Genomic DNA, 21905 nt, shown 5'->3' with positions numbered 1-21905 from the left:
ACCGGTGAACCTGTCTCGATGTGACATCGCCGGTCCGACCCCCTTTCGAGTCCACAGGAGAACATCATGAAAGCGCACGTCAGCTCGATCCTCCTCGGTGTCCAGGACCTGGCCAGGTCCAAGGCGTTCTACACGGAAGGACTCGGCTGGAAGATCAAGGACGACTACGGCGTCTCGGTGTTCTTCGAACCGGACGGCGGCTCGCGGGTCGGCTTCTACGGCCGCGAAGGACTGGCCGGTCAGGTGGGCACGAGCCCCGAAGGCAGCGGGTTCAGCGGGCTGGTCCTCACCTACGTCGTCCGCGGCGAAACCCGCGTCGACGAGGTCGTCGCGGAGGCGGAGAAGGCCGGCGCCACGATCCTGAAACCCGCGGGCGCCCTGCCGTGGGGCGGGTACGGCGGCACCTTCGCGGACCTGGACGGCTATATCTGGAGCATCGGCTACAGCGCGAAGGGCACGGATCAGCCGTACGCGGAGTGAACACCGCGTGAGCCTGGCCCCTCGTCCCGCGCGAGGGGCCAGGCTCACAGCGGCCGGATGGCACCTGCCTGCTCGAGTCTGTCGCGGCGATCGAGGATCGCCTTGGTGACGGCCTCCGGGGTCAGCGCGCCCGGACCGTACTCGTGCGCGAGATCGATACCCAGTTGCACGGACGCCTGGTCGGCGGGATCGGTGGGATGGCCGTCCTTCCAATCGGCGGCGTTGGCGCCGGCGTGCAGGGTCCATTCGTCGATTCCGCCGACGGTGCCGACGTATCCGTAGTGGATGTTGGACCAGACGTCGTACCGGATCTGTCCCTGCAGCCCCGGCAGCGGGGTGAACGTGTTGTCCCCCGTGGTCATGTCCAGGATCCTGCCCTTGTGGTCCCACTGGGCGCCGGTGTTCACGAGGTCGTACCACTCCTTGAGCGCCTCGACCTTGTCACCGATCGAGGTGAAGGGATTCACCTTGTCCTGCAGGAGATCCCGGATGTTCCGGATATCCGTCGACTGCCCGTTGCGCACCATCTCGTCGGTGATGAACGCGAGAATGGCGTCGTATTCGGCGACCGGGTTCTCCGAAGGGTTCTGAGTGGTGACGCCCGAATCGAGACCGGTGACCGACGCGACGCCCGCGGTGAGCAGGTCCCGGACCGCGTTGGCCACGACGAGGACGAAATCGCGCCGTTCCCCTTCGTCCCGCATGTTCGCGTAGGGCTGCTCCCGGTCGTCAACCGTCGCGCGGATGGCCTGCTTCACTTGCGCGACCAGCGACGCGAAACGGCTGACGTGGTCGAACAGCTGCTGACAGCTCGTCCTGACGTTGGTGGTCGTGCGTATCGTGCCCTCGACGCGCTGCGCGAACATCTCGCCGGCCTTGTCCCGCCACGCGTCCCGAATGTCGTTCGGCTCGACCCGTACCGGCGTGAACGCCAGTGAGGCGTCACGCCAGGCGACCGCGAGCGCCTGGACCTTGTCCTCGTCGGTGTCGGGCCAGGCCATCGCGGGCTCCCGGCTCCCCCGGACCGCTTCGATCTCGGCTCTGACGGCCGCCCACAATCCGTGGGCGTTGTTCGGCGGCGGCACGACCATCCGGCCCTACTTCCCGAATCCGGAGGCGGCGTCCCGATCCGCCTGGGCGTAGGTCGCAGCGGAGATCTTCGCCCCGTAGCCGTCGGCCTGCCACAGCGCCGGGAGCGGATCGGCGTGACTCAGCACCGAGATCTCCGACGGCCGGTATTCGTCGAGGAAAGCCGTGCCGAGCGGGTCGACGCCGATCCCGGCCCGCTCGGTTTCGACGGTCCGCCGGAACTTGCCCCACTCGCGTTCCATGTCGTCGCCGATCGCGACGAGTTGTGCCCCGATCCGGTTCACCGTGGTGATATCCATGTCGACGGACATCGGCCCTCCCTTCCCTTCGGGTGATTCTCCGGCCGCTCGACGAGGACCGGGCCGTCGTGACCGGTACCGGTCAGACCGTGTCCCCGGCGTGTCAGCGCCGTGGCGGTCCGGTGTCAGGCCGGTCGGTGATCGTTGCTTTCACCAAGAGAGATCACCACCACCGAGGAGTTCGAGATGTCTGTTTTCCCCACGCCGGAGCCGATCACCGCCACGCTGACCATCGCCGGTGCCCGGGTGCGCGTCGCCGCGAGCGAGCGCCCGGACACGGTGGTGCTGGTCGAGCCGATCGACGCCGCGAGCAAGTCGGACGTGAAGGTCGCCGCGAACACCAAGGTCGGCTTCGACGACGGGAAGCTGTCGATCGAGACGAAGAAGGCGGGCGGCAAGGAAGGCTCGGTCGCGATCACCGTCGAGGTGCCCACCGGTTCGCGACTGGTGCTGAACACGGCTTGGTCGGACGTCAGCGCCGAAGGGCAGTTCGGCGACTGCTCGCTGGAAATGTCGTCGGGCCGGGTCCACATCGACCACGTCACGGCGGTGCGCGGCGACCTCGCGGCCGGCGAGGTCACGATCGGGCACGTCGCCGGGACCGCGGACGTCGAAGGCGGCTCGGCCGGGGTGCGGATCGGCGAGGCAGGCGGCGTCGTCAAGTACTCGGGTGCGACCGGCAAGGTCTGGATCGGGCACGCCCGGTCCGACGTCGACCTCTCCGGTTCGAGCGGGAGTTTCGACATCGACCGCGCCGACGGCGACGTCGTCGCACAGGCCGCCAACTGCCCCATCCGCGTCGGACGGCTGTCGCGCGGTTCCGCCGAGCTGGCGAACGCGTCCGGCGGTATCGAGGTCGGCGTCGACGGGGACACCGCGTCGGTGGATGCCAAGAGCACCAAGGGTTCCGTGCGCAACTCCGTCGCCGAGGGCGGCGGCGTCAAGGTCCACGCGCGCACGCGACTCGACGACATCGTCATCCACCGCGCCGCGTGAGCCCGGTCCGAGGTGGTCGCAATTAGTCGGCTGATTGCGACCACCTTCCGCTTTGCGTTCGTTTAATGCACTTCTTCGCGTCTTCGCGCTTCTTCGCGACTTAAGCGTGCTTCGCTGCTTTAAGGTTGCTTCGCAGCTGTCGTCACCGGTCCATTCGGAACACTTTTCTCCGCTGGGCCGTTTGGTCTAGCGCAGGTGTTCGATTCGGAGTAATGTCGGTGTCGTGGCCAGCAACGATGCACCTCCAGGGACGTCCACCGAGTGGTGGCGCGTCGACACCGCGACGCTGCATGCCCGCAAACAAGAACTGGAAGTTCTGAAGCGTCGGGCGGATGCGGAGCAGAACGCTATTTTGGCGGAAATCAATTCCCGTGGGGTGCGTGGGTGCAGTGGTCATTCGACGTTGGCGGCGTTGATTTTCGAGGACTTCCTGGTGACGGACAAGGAAGCCAGCGCCCGGGCCGACCGGGTCCTGGCGCTGCATCCCGGCCCGGCCATCGGCGGTGAGGCTGAGCCTCCGCTGGCGCCGTTGACCGCCCAGGCCGCCGCTGAGGGTGCGATCGGCGGTAGCCAGATCGACGCGATCATCCGGACCCTGGCCCGGATTCCGTCCAGCGTGCTGGAGGAGGATGTGCGGGCCGGGGAGGCGATCTTGGTGGAGTTGGCGCGGCGGGCGGGGCCGCGGCAGATCGCCCGCGCCGGACGGCGCCTGCTGGACAAACTGGATCCGGACGGGAAAGAGCCTCGCAGCGAGGACCCGAAGGACGCCCGGCCGGAGTTGCGGTTCGTCAAGCACCGCGACGGCACCCTCGGCTTGAAAGGAATCCTCGACCTGGAAACCTATGCGCGGTTGAAGTCCGATCTGGATCCGATGGCCAAGCCTCATAAGGCGATCGACGGGGTGCGGGATTCCCGCAGCCAGGACGAACGCTACGGAGATGCTTTCACCGACTATGTGCGGTTGAAGACCACCAGCCGCAACCTCCCCGGCCAAGCGGGCGAGACCACGCACATCCTCATCACCATGTCCTACGAGGACCTGATCAACGATCTCGGTGAGGCGCATTTGGATTTGGTCGGCCCGATCAGCGCCACCGACGCGAGGATCCTCGCGTGTGATGCGCGGGTGCGACCGGGTGTTCTCGGCACCGCCGGAGAACCCCTGGACATCGGCCGATCGAAACGCACCGTATCCCTCGCCCAGAAGTACGCGTTGACCCTCCGCGATGGTGGCTGCGCCTTCCCGGGCTGCGATATGCCGGTGCCGCGCTGTACTGCCCATCACATCGTCTTCTGGCGACACCACGGCGAAACGAAAATCGACAACCTCGTGCTCCTGTGCACCAAACACCACCGATTGATCCACCACAGCGAGTGGAAAGTCCAGATCGCCCAAGACGGCCTACCGGAGTTCACCCCACCCACCTACCTCGACCCCACCGGGACCCCGAGACGCAACATCATGCACCTCAGGACATAAGCCGACCCCAGCGAGAAACCGCCTAAGCTCGACGACAACTCACCTTGGAGTCGCGTGATGAAGCTGGCTTGGGATGGCTGCCTCAACGGCCGCGACGTAGGCGGACTGCCCTCGGCCGATGGCCGGCGGATCCGGTTCGGCGCGTTTTTCCGATCGGACAGCCACGACCGGTTGACGACCGACGGAATCGCCGCGGTCCGCGGCGCGGGAATCGGTCGCATACTGGACCTCCGGTGGGCACGGGAGACCGTGTCGGGCCCCAGCCCGTTCGCCGGCGATCCCGTGTACCGCAACACTCCCCTGATCGCCGAATTGGCCGAGCAAGGCACCACCATGCCGGACGCCTACCGGACCATGCTCGACGAAAACCGGCGCCGGATCACCGGCGTCTTCGTTCAGCTGGGTGACGCACCGCCCGGCCCGCTCGCGGTGCATTGCAGCGCGGGTCGCGACCGGACGGGTGTGCTCGTGGCACTCGCGTTGAGCGTCGCGGACGTTCCACCCGCTTCGATCGCCGAGGATTACGCACGCACGGATGGTTGCAGCGGTGACACGATCCTCCGGATGCTGGCTCATCTGAACGACCGTCACGGAGGCGTGCACGCGTACTTGCTGAAGGGCGGAGCGACCCATGTCCAGCTCGCGCAACTGCGGAACCGCCTGCTTTCCTCTTGAGAGGTAAGGCGAACGCGTCCCAGTACCCTCAGACCGCGAACCGCTCCAGCGCCGCCAGCTTCCACGCTCGTTTCACGTCGCTCGAGTGATGTCCCGAGTCGTCGTCGATCAGCAACTCCGCTCCTGGCCAGGCGCGGGCGAGTTCCCAGGCCGTGTCCACCGGGCAGCTCAGGTCCCGGCGGCCGTGGATCAGCACGCCGGGAATGTCCCGCAACAGACCGGCGTCGCGGATCAGCGCGCCGGGCTCCAGCCAGCCCGCGTGGGAGTAGTAGTGCGTGACGAGGCGCGCGAACGCGAGTTCCCACTCGCCGATCGGGCCATTGTGGACGGTCGCGCCGGGTTCCAGTGACAGCACGGTGTCCTCCCAGACGCACCAGGAGCGGGCGGCCTCGGTCCGCACCCGGGCGTCGGGATCTTCCATGAGCCGGGCATAGGCGGCGACCAGATCGCCGGTGAGATCACCGCGGAAGCGGGCCCATTCTTCGGGGAAGAACCGGCCGACGCCGTGATACAGCCAGTCGATCTCGGACGGCCGTGTCGTGCTGATCGAGCTGACGACGATCTCGGTGACCCGCTCCGGGAACCGTTCGGCGTAGGCGAGCGCGAGCGTCGTGCCCCACGAACCTCCGGTGACGAGCCAGCGTTCGATACCCAGATGCTTCCGCAGCCGTTCCATGTCGGCGACGAGATGATCCGTCGTGTTGTGCCGCAGGTCGGTCGCCGGGTCGCTCGCGTGCGGGGTGCTGCGGCCGCAACCGCGTTGATCGAACAGCACCGCGCGGTAGCGGGCCGGGTCGAACATCCGCCGCATGCCCGGCGTACAGCCCTGCCCAGGGCCGCCGTGCAGCATCACCGCCGGCTTCCCGGCCGGATTCCCGCAGGTCTCCCAATAGACGAGGTTGCCGTCGCCTACATCGAGCAGTCCTTTGTCATACGGCTCGGCTGGGGGATACAGATCGATCATGAACCAAGGCTAGACCGTCAGTGAGACCCCGAAACACTTTCGCCGCAACGAAGTTCAGCACACTGGCCCTTTCCTCGCCGCGCCAGAGGAGGCAGATTCAGTGACACCGGCGAAACCACGGAACGGGGAACCATGTTCACCCTTGGTATGGAAGAAGAGTTCGTCCTGCTCGACCCGGTGGACGGCTCGGTCGCGTTGCGGGCCCCCGAACTACTCGCCGGCCTCGTCCCCGGGCCGGATGTCACCGGTGAGCTGATGCGGTTCCAGATCGAGACCGCGACCGGCGTCTGCCGCGGCCTGGACGAGGTGCGCTCGGAACTGACGCGGCTGCGGCAGATCGTCGCGACGGCGGCGCGGGCCGACGGTTGCCTGATGGTGGCGACGGGCATCCCGCCCTGCGGCCTGCGGGGAGACACGCTCACGCCCGAGCCCCGGTACCTGCGGATGGCACAGGCGTTCCCGGACCTGATCCGCGAGGCGGGGACCTGCGCCTGCCATGTGCACGTCGGTCTGCCGTCGCGGGATCTCGGCGCACGGGTTCTCGCCGGGCTGCGGCCGTGGCTCGCGCCGTTGCTGGCGCTCAGTGTCAACTCCCCGGTCGAAAACGGCATCGACTCCGGATGGTCGAGCAGGCGCTTCCCGCTCTGGGACCGGTGGCCGACGGCGCGACCACCCGACGAATGGTCCGGCGCGGCCGCGTACGACCGGAGCATCGGGGAGGCCGTGCGCCACGGCGCCGCCCTCGACGCGGCGGGGGTGTACTTCTACGCCCGCCTTTCCCCTCGGTATCCCACGGTCGAGGTGCGGATCGCCGACGTCTGCCTGTCCGTCGACGACGCGGTGCTGCTCGCCGCGCTGGTGCGCGGTCTGGTCGCGACCTGCGCGGCGACGACGAGACCGCCGCGCGCCCGCGGTACCCGGATCGGCGCGGCCTTGACGGCGGCAGCGCGCCGGGGACTGGACGGGCCCGGCGTCGACGTCTTCACCGGCGGGGAGGCCGATCAGCGCGATCTGCTCGGCGAACTCGTCGAATTCGTCCGGCCGGCGCTCAGGGCGGCGGGTGACGAGGAGGACGTCGAACGAGGATTGGAAGCGCTGTTCGACCACGGCACCGGCGCGGCCCGGCAACGCCGGTTGCTCGCGGAAGCGGCTTCCCCCGGCGAGTTCGCCGCGGAGCTCGCCCACGCCACGATGACCGTCCCGGCCAGGTGAGGCGCCCCCGCGTCACAGCCAGCCGGACTCCCTGGCGATCCGCACCGCGTCGACCCGGTTGCGGGCGCTGAGCTTCGAAACGATCGTCGTCAGGTAATTCCGCACGGTACCGGCGGACAGGAACAGCTCGGCGGCGATCTCGGTCGGGTCGGAGCCGACCGACGCCAGCCGGAGCACCTCGATCTCGCGGGTGGTGAGCGGGCATTCCTCGCTGTCCCAGGCGGCGAGCGCCAGGTCGCCGTCGACGACGCGCCGCCCGGCGGCGACCCCGCGGACCGCGTTGGCGAGCCGGTCGGCGGGCGCGTCCTTGCGCAGGAAGCCGTTGACCTTCGCGGCCAGCGCCCGCCGCAGGGTGCCGGGGCTGCCGAGCGAGGTGAGGATCAGCGTGCGGACCCCGGGCAGCCGCTCATGCAGCTCGGCGGCCGCGGTGAGGCCGTCCTTGCCCGGCAGGTCGATGTCGATGAGCGCGACGTCGGGGCGCGTGGACTGGGCGAGCGGGAGGATCTCGTCGCCGCTCGCGCATTCGGCGACGACCTCGATGTCGGCTTCCAAGCCGAGCAGCGCGACCAGTGCCCCCCGGACAATGTGCATGTCCTCGGCCACCAGGACCTTGATCATCGACCCCATCTGCCTTTCCGCCCGCGTCGCTCCCCCCGACCGACGATACTATCCTCACATACCCGTTCCGCGAAATGGAAACCGGCCCTTGACCACCGAGGGGTGCGCGGTCAAGGGCCGGTTCTGTGTTGTCGCGGGAATACGTTCTTCGCACCACGCCAACACGGTCGGGGGGGGTTCCGACGTGAATGTGTTGCCAGGAATTCTGCGGCCGCTCGGCGCCGGGATCCAGTGCGCGCACCATTGCCGGACCGTGGTTTTCGCATGGTCGAGCCGCGCGCCGGGCGACCGTGAAATTTTCACGTCGCCGCGCACATGAATTCATAGCGGGCGATGAATCAAGCACTTCAGGAGTAGCGGCGGCGAACAGTAGTGTCGGAAACCGCAAACATCCCAGAAATCCTCGAGCGAAAGGACGGCACAATGGATGAGACTGTCCGGCGAGCCGTGGAGCGAGCCATTGGGGCCATGCACGAGAAACTGGGCGAAGAGCTCACTATCGACGACATCGCCCGCGCCGCGACCTTCAGCAAATTCCATTTCAGCAGGGTGTTCCAGCAGGCCACCGGCGTCTCTCCCGGTCGGTTCCTGTCCGCGCTGCGGCTCGACGAGGCCAAACGCCTGCTGCTGACGACCTCGATCTCGGTCGCCGACATCAGCCACCGCGTCGGCTACAACGGTGTCGGCACCTTCAGCACGCGGTTCAGCAACCGCGTGGGCCTCTCTCCCTCGGCGTACCGCCGGCAGGCTGGTTTCCAGCACCGCCTGGCGGGCGAACCCCTGCCCGGCGCGAAGCCGGCGATCGTCCGCGGTTTCGTGTCCGCGCCGCCGGAGATCTCACCCGGTCTCGTGTTCGTCGGCCTCTTCCCGACCCGTATCCCCGAGGGCGCGCCCGTGCGGCACACGGTCATCGACGTCCCCGGCCCCTATCAGCTGACCGACGTCCCCGAAGGCACCTGGCACCTCGTCGCGCACTGCGTGACCGGGCCGCTCACGCGCCGCGGCACCGGGCTCACCGGGCACCACGGGCCGATCACCGTCGAACCGGGCGTCACCGCGCGGCTGGCGGACCTGCGAGTGCGCCCCAAGCGCCTGTTCGACCCGCCGGTCCTGCTCGCGCTCCCCGATCTGCGGCACCGGCCGCAGCCGGTCAGGCAGGCGGCCTGAGCCTCACCCGCGTGCCGCGAAAGGGCCGTTCAAGACGCCGGACGTCTTGAACGGCCCTTTCGTGACATCCAGGTGCCCTCAGGCGGCCAGGCGGCCAGCCGACGGGGCGAGACCGTCCCGGATGTTCTGCCGCCACAGCTCGTACGCGGGCGTCCCGTCCGCGGCGTCCTCGGTGACCTCGGTCGAGTCGGCCAGGTCGACGGCCTCCTCGATGCTCAGCCCGGCGAGCGTCCGCACGGCGAGGCGGGTGTGCGGGGGGACGAACGACGAGAACGTCCTCGCCTTCACCGCGAAGACGACGCCGAGACCGAGTTCGTCCTGGTGTTCACCCGCCGCCTCGCGCAGCCTCTCCAGCCCGGCCTGGTCACAGCCGCCCGCGAAGGTCGAGGCCAGCCCGACACCGCTCCACAGGTCCGGGCGGCGTCCGGCGGGGAAGCGGTCCACCGCCTCGGCGACCTTCACCGGATCACCGCCGTTGATGAACCACAACGCCCGCCCGATGCCCTGGTCGCAGGCGCGGGGGAAGTACGCGGGGGCGCCCGCCCACGGGTACGGCTTGGGTACGAACTGCTCACCGACCCACTTGTCCGTGTCGAAGTAGGCACGGTCGAAGGCGTAGCCGTCGACGGCCAGCCAGCTCATCGTCGGGTGGAACGGGACGCCGTCGAGCTCCGGCAGCACCTTCTTCCACAGCGGCCGGGGCAGGCGGGCCATCGCGAACCCGATGCCGATGTAGGTCAGGAAGACGTGCGGGAGGCCGGGGCCGCTCATCAGTTCGGCCGTGCGGTCCTTCCGGCCGCCGGGCATCACGTCGAGGATGGTGAACGCCATCGCCGCGCCCTCGTAGGCGAATCCGCGCATCTCGGGCTCGACCATGTCCAGCCGCCGTTCGGCCTCCCACAGCGCCGGCGCGTCGATCCCCCATTCGAACCCGCACACCACCGACTGCGGGATCGACTCCAGGCGTGCGGTCGCCGGCGTCGGCGGCACTCCGAATCCGCGCCCCTCGAAACCGACCGAAGCCAGCGAAGGCGCGAACAACACCTTACGCAGAGCACCCAGCAATGAGCTCATCACATACGTCCTTTGTGGATAGTGGCGAATTCGCGCGCGAACCGGCTCGTGCCAGGACACCACGACGCGGTCTCCCCCCGCTCGACGCACGATCGAGATCGGCGCCGGTACCGCCGAACAGGCCATCCCGGGCTCCCGGAAAGGGCGGGTTCACCCGTTCGCCGGACTGATTCACCGGAATGCAAAGTACTCAACAGGGAATGAAAACCACTCGGGACACCATTTTTGCCAACTTCTTGCATAACGGTGAGTAATCGATCGGTCGCAGTTTCACCACCTTCGAAGCCATGCCATCGTCGCAGCTCACCAGGGAATCGATCTTGCCGATCTACCACCGGCAAATGCGTAACCTTGTATCGTGCGAATCAGATTCACTCTTGCGGGTTTGCTGGGTACACTGAGAGTTACCGTGTTTCTGGGGAAGAGGAGGTCGGAGTGATCCGAGTCCTGTTGGCCGAGGACATGCACCTGGTCCGCGGCGCCTTGGTCGCCTTGCTGAACCTCGAACAAGACATCGAGGTCGTCGCGGAGGTGGGTTCCGGCGACAAGATCCTCCCGATGGCGGCGGAGTACCTGCCGGACGTCGCGATCATCGACATCGATCTGCCCGCCAAAGACGGGCTCACCGCCGCTTCCGAACTCTGCCAGCAACTTCCGGACGTCCGCACGCTGATCCTCACGTCGCTCGGCCGCCCAGGCACCGTACGCCGCGCGCTCGACGCGAAGGTCAACGGCTTCCTGCTCAAGGACGCGCCCGCCGACAAACTCGCCAACGCCGTCCGCTTGGTCGCCACCGGCCGCCGGGTCATCGACAGCGAACTCGCCTTGTCCGCATGGGGAACCGAGGACTGCCCGCTGACCCCGCGGGAGGTCGAGATCCTCCGCCTCGCCGCGAACGGGCACACGGTCGCCGACATCGCGGCGGAACTGTTCCTGTCACCGGGAACCGTCCGGAACTACCTCGCCACCGTGGTGACGAAACTCAACGCACGCAACCGGGTGGACGCCATCCGCATCGCCCGCGATTCGGACTGGCTCTGACCCGGTTCGCGTCTTCTCTTTTGCCACAACCGGTTCAGCGCTCCAATTCGTGACGATCGCATACGGGGCAAAGAAAAAGTCACGGTCCGTCGTGTGTTTCCGGCACTGTTCCGAAGGTTCCGCCTCTGTCACCGTCATTGAGGGGAGTCCGGAGGGGCAGGGGATGTACGCGATGACGATCGAACCGGGTGACACGGTCGCCTCGACCGATGCGCCGCACGGCTTGCGCGCGCGGCTCCTCGGCCCGCTCGAACTGCACATCGATGCCACCGATCGCGCGCCGAGCACGCCGAAACTCCTGCAACTGCTGGCGATGCTGCTCATCCGCCCCGGCAGGACGGTCCACGTCGACTCCCTCGTGCACGAACTGTGGAACGAAGCCCCGCCCCGCAGTGCCCGCCGGGCCCTGCACACCTACGTCCACCACCTCCGCCGTCACCTCGACCCCGGTGGTACCGGCGATCTGCTGGTCACCAGCCCGCCCGGCTACCGGCTCGAGATCGACGCGGATGTGGTCGACGTGGCGGAATTCCAGCGGCTCCACCGGGTCGGCCGTGAACTGCTCGAAGCAGGCGACGACGCGGCGGCCGCGCACGCCTTCCGTACCGCACTGGACCTGTGGTCCGGTCCCCCGCTGGCGAACATCCACTGTGGACCGACCCTCGCCGCCTACACCGTCTATCTGCTGGAGGAGCGGCGCGATGCCCGCGACCTGTGGATCGAGGCCGAGATCCGCGCCGGCAGGCACCGGGAGATGCTCGGCGTCCTGCGGTCGCTGACCACCGCGGACCCGTTCGACGAAACCCTGCACGCCCACCTGATCCGCGCACTGGGGCTCAGCGGACGACGCAGCGACGCACTGGCGTCCTACGAGTGGCTGCGCTCCAGGCTCGAGGACGAACTGGGGGTGAAACCCAGCGCCGAACTGCGAGAGCTGCACCGCGAACTGCTTTCCGAGGGACACCCGGTCCGCTGACCGAGCACCACCGCCACCACCAGATCCAGGAATATGAGGAGTCAAGCATGACCGCTCGCACCTATGGCCAGTTCTGCGGCCTCGCCCGCGCCCTCGAGATCATCGGGGAACGCTGGTCCTTGCTCGTGATCCGCGACCTGGTACTCGGCCCGAAACGGTTCGACGAGCTGCAACAGGGCTTGCCGAAGATCCCGATGAGCATCCTGTCGACCCGGCTCAACGAGCTGGAGCAGCACGGTGTCGTCCAGCGCCGGGTGCTCTCGCAGCTCGACGCCGGGGTGGTCTACGAGCTGACCGAGTACGGCAACGACCTCGACCAGATCCTGCTGCAGCTGGGCCTGTGGGGTGCCCGTTCGCTCGGCGACCAGACGGCGGACGACCTGTTCACCCTCGACTCGGCCGTCCTGTCGCTGTACACCACGTTCCAGCCGGACGCGGCCCGTGGCGTCCACTGCGCGTTCGAAATGCACTACGGCGGCGAGATGGTCATCCACGCGGTGATCGAGGACGGCGCCCTGACCGCGGGCGAGGGCACGCACCCGGACCCGGACCTCGTCATCGAGCCGCGCGGCCCGTACATGCTGAAGCTGCTGAACGGCGAGATGGACGCGGCGAGCGCGCTCACCAGCGGCGCCGTGGCCGTCAAGGGCGATCCGGACAAGCTGGAGCTGTTCACCCGGATGTTCCACATCCCCTCCGCGCCGACGAAGACCGAAGGGCTCGTCACGCACTGAGGACCGTTCCAGCGGCGGGGCCGGGACGCCGGTCCCGCCGTTCCTATTCGAACCGTGCGGTGTCGCCGGCGCCCCGCCGCACGATCTCCGGTTCCCCCGACGAGAAATCGATGACGGTGGTGGGTTCGACCCCGCAGTCACCGGAGTCGATCACCGCGTCCACCACGTGCTCCAGATGTTCCTTGATGTCCCAGCCCTGGGTCATCGGCTCCTCCTGGCCGGGTAGCAGCAGCGTGCTCGACAGCAGCGGCTCGCCGAGTTCGCCCAGCAGTGCCTGGGTGACCACGTGGTCCGGGATGCGCACGCCGACGGTCTTCTTCTTGGCGTGCAGCAGCCGTCGCGGAACCTCCTTGGTGGCCGGAAGGATGAACGTGTAACTGCCGGGCGTGGACGCCTTGACCGCGCGGAAGACCGCGTTGTCCACGTGCACGAACTGGCCCAGCTGAGCGAAATCCTGGCACACCAGGGTGAAATGGTGGCGGTCGTCGAGTTTGCGGATGCTCCGGATACGGTCGATGCCCTGCTTGTTCCCCAGCTGGCAGCCGAGGGCGAAGCAGGAGTCCGTCGGATACGCGATGAGCCCGTCTTCGCGCAGGATGTCGACGACCTGTCCGATCGCGCGCCGTTGCGGATTTTTCGGGTGTACGTCGAAATACCTGGCCATGCGCAGAGCTTAAGGCCACCGGCCCGCGCCCGCCGCGAGAGGCTGTCGCGGGCCGCGTACACAGTGGATCTCCGCGCCCGTTCCCGGCCGCCGCGTCTTCCATCGTGGTATGTTCCGCGATGAACGCGGTGGTGCGAACAGCCCACACCCGTGCGGGTGAACACCGGAGTTTTCCCGTCCCCAGCGGGGAAAGCGTCTCCCTGTTCGCCGTTCTTCCGTTATCCGGAGGGACCGACCCGGGTAACGAACATGGGCTATGATCCGAACCATAGCGATGGAGAGCCGTGTCACGGCCCGGGCCATCGCGAGGGGGGACGCGACCAGATCGAGCCGTCTTTCTGTTACCACTGGGGTGCCTGTGCCGGACCAGCTCGCTGTGACCGCCGAACCTCTCGGAACCGCCGGCATCGACCGGCGTCCTCGCCGGGCGCTGTTCCTCGCCGGGCTGGTCATCACCGTCGTCTTCGTCAACGCCTGCCTCTTCGGTCTGCTCGGCGTCCTGCTTCAGCCTGGGATGGACCTTCAGCACGGCTTGCTGGCCGTGCTGTACGTCGGGCCCGTGCTCGCGATCCAGCTGCTGTACTTCAGCCGCCCGGCGATCCGCCTGGACACCCGGCGGGCGAAGGCGACTCTGGGGGTCCAGACCGGTCTCGCCTATCTGCCGGTACTGCACTTCGACGAGGCGCTGACCTCGCTGACCACCATCGCAGCCGGCAGTTCGCTGCTGATCCTCCGCCCGCGGGTCGGCTGGCCGGTGTTCACCACCCTCATCGCGGCCACGTCGTGGATCCTGTGGATCCATGCCGACTCCGCGCTCGGAGCGACGATCGACACGGTCAGCGCGGTGGTCTACGGGCTGGTCACGTATCTGCTGACCTGGCTCGCGAGGCTGGTGAACGAACTGCATCAGGCCCGCACCGAACTGGCGAGGCGAGCCGTGGCGGAACAGAGGCTGGCCTTCGCCAAGGACCTGCACGACCTGCTCGGGCTCGGTCTGTCCGCGATCTCGCTCAAGGGTGAACTGGTGCACCGGCTCCTGCGCAAGTCACCGCAGCGGGCGCGCGAGGAACTGGCCGAGATCACCGGGATCGCGCAGCGCACGCTGTCCGACGTGCGGTCGGTGGCCAGGGGGTACCGTGAGCTGTCGCTGGACAAGGAATCGCGCACCGCGGTGTCGTTGCTTTCAGCCTCGAACGTCGCGGTGCGGGTCGATCTCGAACAGGTCGAGCTGCCGGTGAAGCTGCGCACCTTGCTGGCGAAGGTGCTGCGAGAGGGCGTCACGAACGTGCTCCGCTACACCGGCGTCCAACACTGCGAGATCGCCGTGCGCACCAGCGAGGGCCGCGTCGCGCTGGAGATCGTCCATGACGGCACGGCGCACGAGGACGTCCCGGCGGAGACGGCCGAGAGCCTCCGCGAGGTGACAGACGAGATCATCGGACACGGCGGGACGCTCAGCGCGGGTCCCGACTCGACCGGACGATGGCGCCTCCATGCCGAACTGCCGGTGCCCGAGCAGGCCGACCCCGCCGAAGCCGCACTGGCGCGGGGTCCCAGTCACTGGTCCCGGATCGACGCCAGGAACGTCCAGTGGATGCTGACGGCGGTCTTCATCGTCTTCGGTCTCTCGGCCATGTCCCGGGTCTTCAACCTGACCGGGGACGGCTGGCGCATCGCGCTCGTCGCCGGCCCCCTCACCGCACTCGTCACCCTGCAACTGGCCTATTTCGCCCGGCCGAACGTCCGGCTGCGTTCACGGCGGAGCTACGCGCTGCTGTTCGTCCAGGCCTGTCTGGTCTTTCTGCCGCTGATCCCGCTCGGGAACGCCTGGGTGAGCCTGCCCAGCCTGTTCGCCGGCACCGCCCTGCTGGTGCTGCCGCCGATCGCGGGATGGTCCGCGTTCGCCGCGACGGTCGCCGGGCCCGTGCTCATCCGGATCGAGTCCGGCGCCGGCTTCCTCGACGCGTTCAACACCTTCGCGTCCCAACTGAACACCGGCCTGATGGTCTTCGGGCTCATCTGGCTGACCCGGCTGGTGACCGAACTGGGTGAGACCAGGAAACGGCTGGCCGAGGTCGCGGTCGCCGAGGAACGGCTGCGCTTCGCCCGCGACCTGCACGACCTGCTCGGCATGAGCCTCTCGGCGATCGCGCTGAAGAGCGAGCTGACCAGCCGGATCATGGACATCGACACCACGCGGGCCTCCGACGAGCTGCTGGAGATCCTCGGTCTGACCCGGCAGGCACTGACCGACGTCCGCTCGGTGGCAAGCGGCTACCGCGAACTGTCGCTGGACAAGGAGTCGCGGTCCGCACAGGCGGTACTGACGGCCGCTGACGTCCAGGTGCGGCTGGAGATGGAACACGGGGATCTGCCTGCCCCGGTGCGCACGGTGCTGGCCGTGGTGCTGCGCGAGAGCGTGACGAACGTGTTGCGGCACAGCAAGGTCGAACGATGCGAGATCGCGGTGCGGCGGGTCGGCAACGGGGTCGCGCTGGACATCGTCAACGACGGCGTCGTGAACGGGCAACCTCGGAATCCGGACAAGCCGGCGCGGGTCGAGGTCGCGGGCAGTGGCATCACGAACATGTCGGATCGCGTCGCCGGGCTGGGCGGCGAGTTGACCGCCGGTGTCGAGGCCGACGGACGGTTCCGGTTGCGTGCCGTGGTGCCGGTCTAGACCACGGTCCAGCACCGCTCAGAGCCAGCCGGATTCCTTCGCGATCCGGATCGCGTCGACCCGGTTGCGTGCGTTGAGCTTTGCCACGATCGTGGTCAGGTAGTTGCGCACCGTTCCGGTGGAGAGGAACGCCTTCGCCGCGACCTCCAGGGTGTCGCGGCCCTCCGCGGTCAACCGCAGGACGTCGATCTCGCGCGGGGTCAGCGGGCAGTCCACGGTGTCCCAGGCGGCCAGCGCCAGCTCGCCGTCGACCATCCTCCGTCCGGCGGCCACCCCGCGCACCGCGTTGGCGAGCTTCTCCGCGGGGGCGTCTTTCAACAGGAAACCGTTGACCTTGGCCGCCAGCGCCCGGCGAAGAGTGCCTGGTCTGCCGAGGCTGGTCAGGATCAGCGTCCTGACCTCGGGAAGCTGCTCGTGGATTTCGGTGGCCGCGGTGAGCCCGTCCTTGCCGGGAAGGTCGATGTCGATGATCGCGACCTGAATCCGCGAACTCCGCGCGGCGGCCAGGATCTCGTCTCCGGACGCCACTTCGGACACCACTTCGATATCCGGCTCCAGCCGCAGGAGCGCTACCAGGGCCCCTCTGACGATATGCATGTCCTCGGCTATGAGAACTCTGATCACCATCGGCGCCGCCCCCTCCGCGCACGCTGCCCCCGTCACCCAACTTAAACACGGCCAACCGGAATGCGTTCCACCATTCGAGTGATGAGTCGGCTCTGCCAAGGGATGTCCGACTTGGTGGATTACGCGGCGAACGAGTTACCCGGATACGAGTGCCGCACTCATTGGCGACTTTCCGTAAGCTCACGAAGCCGACCGCCTCTCACGTTCGCGATGTGAGAGGCGGTCGGCGGAGCGGGTGGCCGGTTTCAGCTCGCCTCGGCCAGAGGCGGAGGGACCTCACAGGTGGTGAAACAGCCGAAGACCTGCCCACCCTGCCGGTTGGACCAGTTGTCGAACCGGTCGATCACCAGCTCGACCTGGTGCCCGGCCGAAGTGGTGTCGATTCCCCGGACGGCGAAGAGCGAACGGACGTTGTCGGTCGCAGCGTTCTGCATCGAAATGACTCCCAGGCTGGTCGGGGCTTTCTTTCAATAAGACGATCGTGCCCGCATGTCCGTTTCCCAACCAGTGCCGTGCATCATCGCGGGAATATGCTTTTTGCCTACTCCGGAAGGTTCTCGCGATTGCTCCGTTCCCTCGATCAACGCCATCGAATGGAGTAACGCGCACCGTCATCGGTGACGGTGCGCGCCGAAGCGATCTCTTTATGCCACGATCACCGATAGTCACGGGACTACCCCGAACAGACCAATCTATACGTCCACTATGGACAGAGGTTTCAGGAGCCGAGCAGGGTCGCCAGGCCGGCGTATCCGCCCTCTTTCAGGCGCACGCCGGACGTCTTCGCGTACGCGGCGTCGGCGCGGATCCCGAGCCCCTCGACCATCCGGTTCATGAAGTTGAACAGGGCGCACACGAGCACCGCGTCGTGCAGCGCGGCTTCGTCCCAGCCCGCCGCGAAGACGGCCTCAGCGTCCTCTTCGGTCACCTGGGACGGCGTACGCGTCAGCTTGCCCACATAGGCCAGCACGGGCTTCATGCGCTCGTCCACGGGCGCGGAACCGAGGTCGTCCAGTGCGGCGGTCAGAAGTCCTTCCGGGACACCGAAAGCCTCCGCGGTGACGGTGTGGACCCCGTGGCAGTACCCGCAGTCGTTGACGCCGGAGACGTAGGCCGCGATCAGCTCCCGCTCCCCCGCGCCGAACGCCGACGGCGCCCGCATGATCAGCTCGTGCAAGTCCAGCAGCTTCGCCGCCGGGGCGGGAAACCGCTGGAACACCTGCAGCAGAGTGGCGTCAGTCGGCAAAGACCCGAGATAGGACATCTTGTGCGCTCCCCTGTTCCGGCGACCGCATGGTCGAGGCGGACCGGACCGCGTCGTCGATGTCGTCGCGCCGCAGCCAGCAGGCCGCGAGGCAGGACACCGATGCCGGTCCCAGCCCGGTCACCGTGGCGGTGACGCGCGCGGTCGCGTGTTCCCATTCTCGGCGCAGGGAACCCGCCGACGCCATCTCCGGACCTGCTTCGATCAGCGGGCGGACCGCGCGCCAGCGGAGGATGCCGGCCTCGACCAGCGCTTCGGTACGGAGGTCGAGCGCGTCGTGCCGGGCCTGGTCCACGGCGAGGGCGACCAGCGCGGGCTCGTCGGCGATCCGGGCGAGCCCGACGCCGGCGAGCAGGCGTTCGGCGTCCAGCCCCAGCAGGATCACCCCGGCCTCGGTCGAGGGAGCGTCGTCGATCGACGGCAGGGTGAAGCGGGAGTCGTAAGGCTCAGACACGGGCGACGTCCTTCGTGGCCGTCCGCAGCGGGAGGTCGCGCCGCAGGTTTTCGGCGACGGTGGCCGCGACCCGTGCGGTGGCGACGCGGTGACCGTCGATGTTGCGGGCGGCGGGCCCCAGCGCCATCCCCGCGGCCGCGCCGACGGCGAAGACCCGGGGCGCGCCGAGGTAGGCGAAGGTGCGTTCGTCCAGCCGCGGCCAGCCGCCGCGGTCGAGGACGGCCTCGGCGGGCATCAGGCCGTCCCCGATCGACGGCGTGGTGCCGAGCGCCAGTACGGCGTGGTCCACGGACACCCGCGAACCGTCTTCGAGGTGGAGGCCGACACCGGGCGTCACCTTCGTGATCGCCCTGCCGCGATGCACGATCAGCCTGCCTTCGGCTTCGGCCGCTTGGAGCATCGGTCGGAACTCGAACATGATCGACGCGCGCCGGAACCGGCCCATCAGTTCGAGCCGCTCGGACCAGCCCACGCCGTCGAAACGAGCGCGGCCTTCGGGCCGGAAGAACGACGAGTTGACGTCGGCGCACTGGTAGCGTTCGCCCGCTTCGCGGACCACCCAGTGCACCTCGCGGCCCTGGGCGAGACCGTTGGAGATCAGGTGCGCGGCAGTGAGGCCGGCACCGACGACGGCGAGCCGCTTCCCGCCATCGGGAACGGGTTCGTCCCAGTAGCTCACCCCGCGCGGTGGACGGCCGCCGCCCCACCAGGTGCCCGGGGCGGACCGGCGCTCCTCTCCGAGGCACAGCACGACGTGCCGCGCGGTGACGGAGAACCGGTCGGCGCGGACGGTGACGGCGTCCGCGGTCGGCAGCACCTCGCGGACCGAACCGCGCCAGGTCCGCTCGGTGACGTGATGACTCGCCGCGAGATGACGGCAGTAGGCCTCGAAGACGTCGACGGGCACGACCGAGCGATGCCCGGCCTGCGCCATGCGGATCTCCCGGCGTTCCACCGGGGTGAGCACCGACCAGTGCAGCCGGGCGAAGTCCAGGAGTTCGCAGTCGCGGTACCCCTCGACGCCGGGGTGGTGCTCGTACGGCGACCGCAGCACGCGCTGGCCGAGCAGATCGACGCGGTCGAAGAAGCGGCCGCAGGGACGGCCGTCGCGGTCGACGACGACGATGTCGGTCACGCCGTGGTGCCACAGCGCGGAAGCGACCGCGAGCCCGGCCGGGCCCGCCCCGACGACGACCACGTCGGCGGCGGACGGCGGTTCGGCGGTGACCGCCGCGCGGGTGCCGGGGAGTACCGGCCACTCACGCCCGCGCGGCGATTCGAGGAGATGGGGTTCCGGGACGAAGGTGATCACCGGTGTGCTCAGCCGATCACGGTCACCGGGACGATCAGCTCGATCACGGGCCGCTGCTTCATCCCGTTGCTGATCATTTCGTCCAGGGTCTGCTGGGACTGCTCGGCGGTGTCGGTCGCGATCGGGCTGTAGCGGGAGTAGGAGTAGGTCGGCTTCCGGCCGCCCGCGTCGAGCGAGTACACCTTGAGCACCGCCTCGCCAGGCCGGACTTCACCGTCGTAGAAGGTGAGGCGGCGCTGATCCGGCGTCATGAAGGACTTCGAGAACTGGCGGGAAAGGACGAGCGTGTCGGCGTCGTTGACGAAGGTCGAGTCCTCGTCGGTGACGACCTGCATCGCGACCCAGGTCTTGTCGGTCAGGTTGGTCTCGGACTTGATGACCTGCCAGCGGCCCGGTTCCGGGAGATTGACACTCACCGAGATGTCGTGATCAGTGGTGTCGATCGCCCCGGAGATCATCAGCACCCGCCGCCGGACGTCGGCGACCCCGGCCATCTGAATGTCACGTGCGCGTACCCGAGTGGAAACATCCAATCCCGGGAATTCAGGTGATGACATCTTTCACGCCTCCCAGACCTCGATATCGCAATTCAATCCCCGGCATGATCCCCCCAGCCGCAAACACCGGAAGAATTTCACGCTGAACTGGGCGATGTCAAGATGAGGAACACATGATCCACTCCCCGTCCGGACTGGGCCGTTCGGCGGTACCCGGGTCAGGATTCGTCGGATTCCTCAGCCCAGGCCGCCGCGGGTGTGCCCTGCTCCAGCGCCCCGATGTAGACGATCTCGAACGAGGAATCGGCGCGATCGATCCCGATACGGAGGACGAGGTCGTGTTTCACCAGAAAAAGAAACTGATGCGGTTCCCTGCTGTCGCCGAAAATGTCGTAGATGAGGAAGGCGGAGCCGTCCGCCACCGCGAAAAGCGCTTCGTAGACGACATTCCGGTCGGCCTGCGGAGCATTGATCGCCCATTCTTCCAACACCTGCAAACCCGACGTGAGCTGGAGGCGCATAGCCATCCGGAGGCCTCCTCGAGGTCTGGTCGGTTCGCGGGCGATCTTCATGGTCGCGCGCGCGATACCTGATGGTCTTCTTCGTCCGTGCGCCGTGCCTAGTTGTAACCGAGGACGATGTGGTCGGCCGGGAAATCGTTTTCGGTGGCCTGCCTCGGCTCCGGGACGACCACCGCCGCGCCGGCCTCCGCGCCCCCGCGCGGGTCGAAATCATCGGTCACGACCCAAATTCGCACCTGTGCCGTCATGACGTTCCTCCCGGCCTTCGATGAACGACTCACTTGACAACCAAGGATGGACCCGTCCGATCGTGACCCGCTCGAGGACGGGCGGAGGCCTCGGTGAGCAAAGGAAAAGTCGCCGCCGGAGGGCCGCCGGTAGTGCCCTTGAGGTAACTCGGAACCCAGGGAGCCACCATGACCGAACGCCTCGACCCGTACGAGATCTACGCCGACGACGAAGTCGACGTCGACTTGCTGGGCCTGTCGTGGCCCGACCCCGCGGTCCCCGAGCAGCGGGGCCGGCAATGAGCGCCGCGGAGCGGCAGCGGACCTGTGCGGCCTGCGGGGGCCCGTTCCGGCCCGGGGAGCGAACGGGTCTGGAGGCCGTGCTCGACGGAGAGATCCTCTACGTCGCGGTGCACGCCCGCCACAGTACGTATCCGCCGCGGCGGGAAATCGAGGCGGCGCGACGTCTCGCGTGAGTCAGTGAAGGCCTCCTTGAGGGACTCTGGGTCCCCAAGGAGGCCTGGGCACGCGTGATCGAAGACCGCACACGCGTGATTGAACGCGTAACTCGCGTGATTGAACGCGTGACTCGCAGATGCGCCCGGAAACACGCGTGTTACGGCTCCAGACACGCGTGTTACGACCAAACGCCCGCGTGTGTTCTAGCGCAGCGTCGAGGTACGCCAGGTCGGCGCGGCGAGCGGCGACCAGGTGGAGCGGGCCGGCGCCGCGGGCGGGGGCGCGACGGAGGCCAACGCGGTGAAGACGGCCACGAGGGCCGCCAGTTCGGCGTCTTCCGGGTCCCCGCGCAGGACCCGGAAGACGGGCGCACTGTCCATTCCGGACGGTGACAT

At 68.0% G+C, this 21905-nt stretch carries 26 protein-coding genes; 11 read left to right on the top strand and 15 right to left on the bottom strand.

The genetic code is table 11. The annotated features are described in order from the left end of the window. Nucleotides 1-66: 66 nt before the first annotated feature. Complete coding sequence (locus AC069I_RS24990; protein WP_478266507.1) at nucleotides 67-480, top strand: VOC family protein; 414 nt, start codon at nucleotides 67-69, stop codon at nucleotides 478-480. Between the two features lie 44 nt (nucleotides 481-524). Here AC069I_RS24990 and AC069I_RS24985 read toward each other — a convergent pair whose 3' ends face one another. Both AC069I_RS24985 and AC069I_RS24980 read right to left on the bottom strand, forming a co-directional pair. Further along, a complete protein-coding gene (locus AC069I_RS24985; protein WP_478232229.1) occupies nucleotides 525-1571 on the bottom strand; it encodes a WXG100-like domain-containing protein in 1047 nt (348 codons plus the stop codon). 6 nt (nucleotides 1572-1577) lie between these two features. Further along, nucleotides 1578-1880 (bottom strand): hypothetical protein, encoded by a 303-nt coding sequence (locus AC069I_RS24980; RefSeq protein WP_478266506.1) that lies wholly within the window; start codon nucleotides 1878-1880, stop codon nucleotides 1578-1580. A gap of 174 nt (nucleotides 1881-2054) precedes the next feature. On the opposite strand from AC069I_RS24980, the gene AC069I_RS24975 reads away from it, so the two are divergent. The 3 genes from AC069I_RS24975 to AC069I_RS24965 all read left to right on the top strand — a co-directional run bounded on the left by AC069I_RS24975 (nucleotide 2055) and on the right by AC069I_RS24965 (nucleotide 5019). Further along, nucleotides 2055-2864, top strand: coding sequence for a DUF4097 family beta strand repeat-containing protein (locus AC069I_RS24975; protein WP_478266505.1), 810 nt, complete (start codon nucleotides 2055-2057; stop codon nucleotides 2862-2864). A 223-nt stretch (nucleotides 2865-3087) separates the two neighbouring features. Next, on the top strand, nucleotides 3088-4344 hold the full coding sequence (locus AC069I_RS24970; protein WP_478229191.1) for an HNH endonuclease signature motif containing protein: 1257 nt from the start codon (nucleotides 3088-3090) through the stop codon (nucleotides 4342-4344). A 57-nt stretch (nucleotides 4345-4401) separates the two neighbouring features. Continuing rightward, complete coding sequence (locus AC069I_RS24965; protein ID WP_478266504.1) at nucleotides 4402-5019, top strand: tyrosine-protein phosphatase; 618 nt, start codon at nucleotides 4402-4404, stop codon at nucleotides 5017-5019. A gap of 28 nt (nucleotides 5020-5047) precedes the next feature. Here AC069I_RS24965 and pip read toward each other — a convergent pair whose 3' ends face one another. Next, nucleotides 5048-5983 carry a prolyl aminopeptidase gene (pip, locus tag AC069I_RS24960; RefSeq protein ID WP_478266503.1) on the bottom strand — a complete coding sequence of 312 codons (936 nt, stop codon included), beginning with the start codon at nucleotides 5981-5983 and terminating at the stop codon, nucleotides 5048-5050. A 132-nt stretch (nucleotides 5984-6115) separates the two neighbouring features. Here pip and AC069I_RS24955 point away from each other — a divergent pair, with 132 nt between their 5' ends. Continuing rightward, the gene (locus AC069I_RS24955) at nucleotides 6116-7195 is read left to right on the top strand and encodes a carboxylate-amine ligase (RefSeq protein WP_478266502.1); all 1080 of its coding nucleotides are present in this window, start codon (nucleotides 6116-6118) and stop codon (nucleotides 7193-7195) included. A 12-nt stretch (nucleotides 7196-7207) separates the two neighbouring features. Here AC069I_RS24955 and AC069I_RS24950 read toward each other — a convergent pair whose 3' ends face one another. Further along, the gene (locus AC069I_RS24950) at nucleotides 7208-7813 is read right to left on the bottom strand and encodes a response regulator transcription factor (protein WP_378444891.1); all 606 of its coding nucleotides are present in this window, start codon (nucleotides 7811-7813) and stop codon (nucleotides 7208-7210) included. Between the two features lie 468 nt (nucleotides 7814-8281). Between AC069I_RS24950 and AC069I_RS24945 the strand changes: the two genes are divergently transcribed. Beyond that, nucleotides 8282-8980: an AraC family transcriptional regulator gene (locus tag AC069I_RS24945; RefSeq protein ID WP_478266583.1), complete on the top strand. Its 699-nt coding sequence runs from the start codon at nucleotides 8282-8284 to the stop codon at nucleotides 8978-8980. Nucleotides 8981-9058: 78 nt separating this feature from the next. On the opposite strand, the gene AC069I_RS24940 is transcribed toward AC069I_RS24945, so the two are convergent. Further along, nucleotides 9059-10054, bottom strand: a complete 996-nt coding sequence (locus AC069I_RS24940) for a DUF1702 family protein (protein WP_478266501.1) — start codon at nucleotides 10052-10054, stop codon at nucleotides 9059-9061. A gap of 435 nt (nucleotides 10055-10489) precedes the next feature. On the opposite strand from AC069I_RS24940, the gene AC069I_RS24935 reads away from it, so the two are divergent. The 3 genes from AC069I_RS24935 (at nucleotide 10490) to AC069I_RS24925 (ending at nucleotide 12805) form a co-directional block, all read left to right on the top strand. Next, nucleotides 10490-11095 (top strand): response regulator transcription factor, encoded by a 606-nt coding sequence (locus AC069I_RS24935; RefSeq protein WP_478229186.1) that lies wholly within the window; start codon nucleotides 10490-10492, stop codon nucleotides 11093-11095. 163 nt (nucleotides 11096-11258) lie between these two features. Next, nucleotides 11259-12071, top strand: a complete 813-nt coding sequence (locus tag AC069I_RS24930) for an AfsR/SARP family transcriptional regulator (RefSeq protein WP_478266500.1) — start codon at nucleotides 11259-11261, stop codon at nucleotides 12069-12071. Between the two features lie 47 nt (nucleotides 12072-12118). Beyond that, nucleotides 12119-12805: a winged helix-turn-helix transcriptional regulator gene (locus AC069I_RS24925; protein ID WP_478266499.1), complete on the top strand. Its 687-nt coding sequence runs from the start codon at nucleotides 12119-12121 to the stop codon at nucleotides 12803-12805. A gap of 43 nt (nucleotides 12806-12848) precedes the next feature. On the opposite strand, the gene AC069I_RS24920 is transcribed toward AC069I_RS24925, so the two are convergent. Then, nucleotides 12849-13469 (bottom strand): L-threonylcarbamoyladenylate synthase, encoded by a 621-nt coding sequence (locus AC069I_RS24920; RefSeq protein WP_478266498.1) that lies wholly within the window; start codon nucleotides 13467-13469, stop codon nucleotides 12849-12851. 358 nt (nucleotides 13470-13827) lie between these two features. Here AC069I_RS24920 and AC069I_RS24915 point away from each other — a divergent pair, with 358 nt between their 5' ends. Next, nucleotides 13828-16149, top strand: a complete 2322-nt coding sequence (locus AC069I_RS24915; RefSeq protein WP_340687584.1) for a sensor histidine kinase — start codon at nucleotides 13828-13830, stop codon at nucleotides 16147-16149. Between the two features lie 18 nt (nucleotides 16150-16167). On the opposite strand, the gene AC069I_RS24910 is transcribed toward AC069I_RS24915, so the two are convergent. The 8 genes from AC069I_RS24910 to AC069I_RS24875 all read right to left on the bottom strand — a co-directional run bounded on the left by AC069I_RS24910 (nucleotide 16168) and on the right by AC069I_RS24875 (nucleotide 21045). After that, the gene (locus AC069I_RS24910; protein ID WP_478229240.1) at nucleotides 16168-16773 is read right to left on the bottom strand and encodes a response regulator transcription factor; all 606 of its coding nucleotides are present in this window, start codon (nucleotides 16771-16773) and stop codon (nucleotides 16168-16170) included. Nucleotides 16774-17021: 248 nt separating this feature from the next. Further along, nucleotides 17022-17210: a hypothetical protein gene (locus AC069I_RS24905; RefSeq protein WP_457956829.1), complete on the bottom strand. Its 189-nt coding sequence runs from the start codon at nucleotides 17208-17210 to the stop codon at nucleotides 17022-17024. Between the two features lie 284 nt (nucleotides 17211-17494). Continuing rightward, entirely contained in the window at nucleotides 17495-18040 is a 546-nt protein-coding gene (locus AC069I_RS24900) for a carboxymuconolactone decarboxylase family protein (protein ID WP_340687581.1), read from the bottom strand. Beyond that, nucleotides 18012-18494: a DUF6187 family protein gene (locus tag AC069I_RS24895; protein WP_340687580.1), complete on the bottom strand. Its 483-nt coding sequence runs from the start codon at nucleotides 18492-18494 to the stop codon at nucleotides 18012-18014. The genes AC069I_RS24900 and AC069I_RS24895 overlap by 29 nt, the downstream gene beginning before the upstream one ends. Then, nucleotides 18487-19806, bottom strand: coding sequence for an FAD-dependent oxidoreductase (locus AC069I_RS24890; RefSeq protein ID WP_478229183.1), 1320 nt, complete (start codon nucleotides 19804-19806; stop codon nucleotides 18487-18489). The genes AC069I_RS24895 and AC069I_RS24890 overlap by 8 nt, the downstream gene beginning before the upstream one ends. A gap of 8 nt (nucleotides 19807-19814) precedes the next feature. Then, nucleotides 19815-20300, bottom strand: coding sequence for a DUF6423 family protein (locus AC069I_RS24885; protein WP_125792998.1), 486 nt, complete (start codon nucleotides 20298-20300; stop codon nucleotides 19815-19817). 221 nt (nucleotides 20301-20521) lie between these two features. After that, on the bottom strand, nucleotides 20522-20830 hold the full coding sequence (locus AC069I_RS24880; protein WP_340687578.1) for a DUF6235 family protein: 309 nt from the start codon (nucleotides 20828-20830) through the stop codon (nucleotides 20522-20524). A 92-nt stretch (nucleotides 20831-20922) separates the two neighbouring features. Beyond that, nucleotides 20923-21045, bottom strand: a complete 123-nt coding sequence (locus AC069I_RS24875; protein ID WP_478229182.1) for a hypothetical protein — start codon at nucleotides 21043-21045, stop codon at nucleotides 20923-20925. A 305-nt stretch (nucleotides 21046-21350) separates the two neighbouring features. On the opposite strand from AC069I_RS24875, the gene AC069I_RS24870 reads away from it, so the two are divergent. Continuing rightward, nucleotides 21351-21527, top strand: a complete 177-nt coding sequence (locus AC069I_RS24870; protein WP_340687576.1) for a hypothetical protein — start codon at nucleotides 21351-21353, stop codon at nucleotides 21525-21527. A gap of 186 nt (nucleotides 21528-21713) precedes the next feature. Here AC069I_RS24870 and AC069I_RS24865 read toward each other — a convergent pair whose 3' ends face one another. Beyond that, the gene (locus AC069I_RS24865; protein WP_478266497.1) at nucleotides 21714-21905 is read right to left on the bottom strand and encodes an acyl-CoA carboxylase subunit epsilon; all 192 of its coding nucleotides are present in this window, start codon (nucleotides 21903-21905) and stop codon (nucleotides 21714-21716) included.

Source organism: Amycolatopsis sp. NPDC043885, from assembly GCF_056435685.1.
This window is presented reverse-complemented; position numbering and strand designations above follow the sequence as displayed.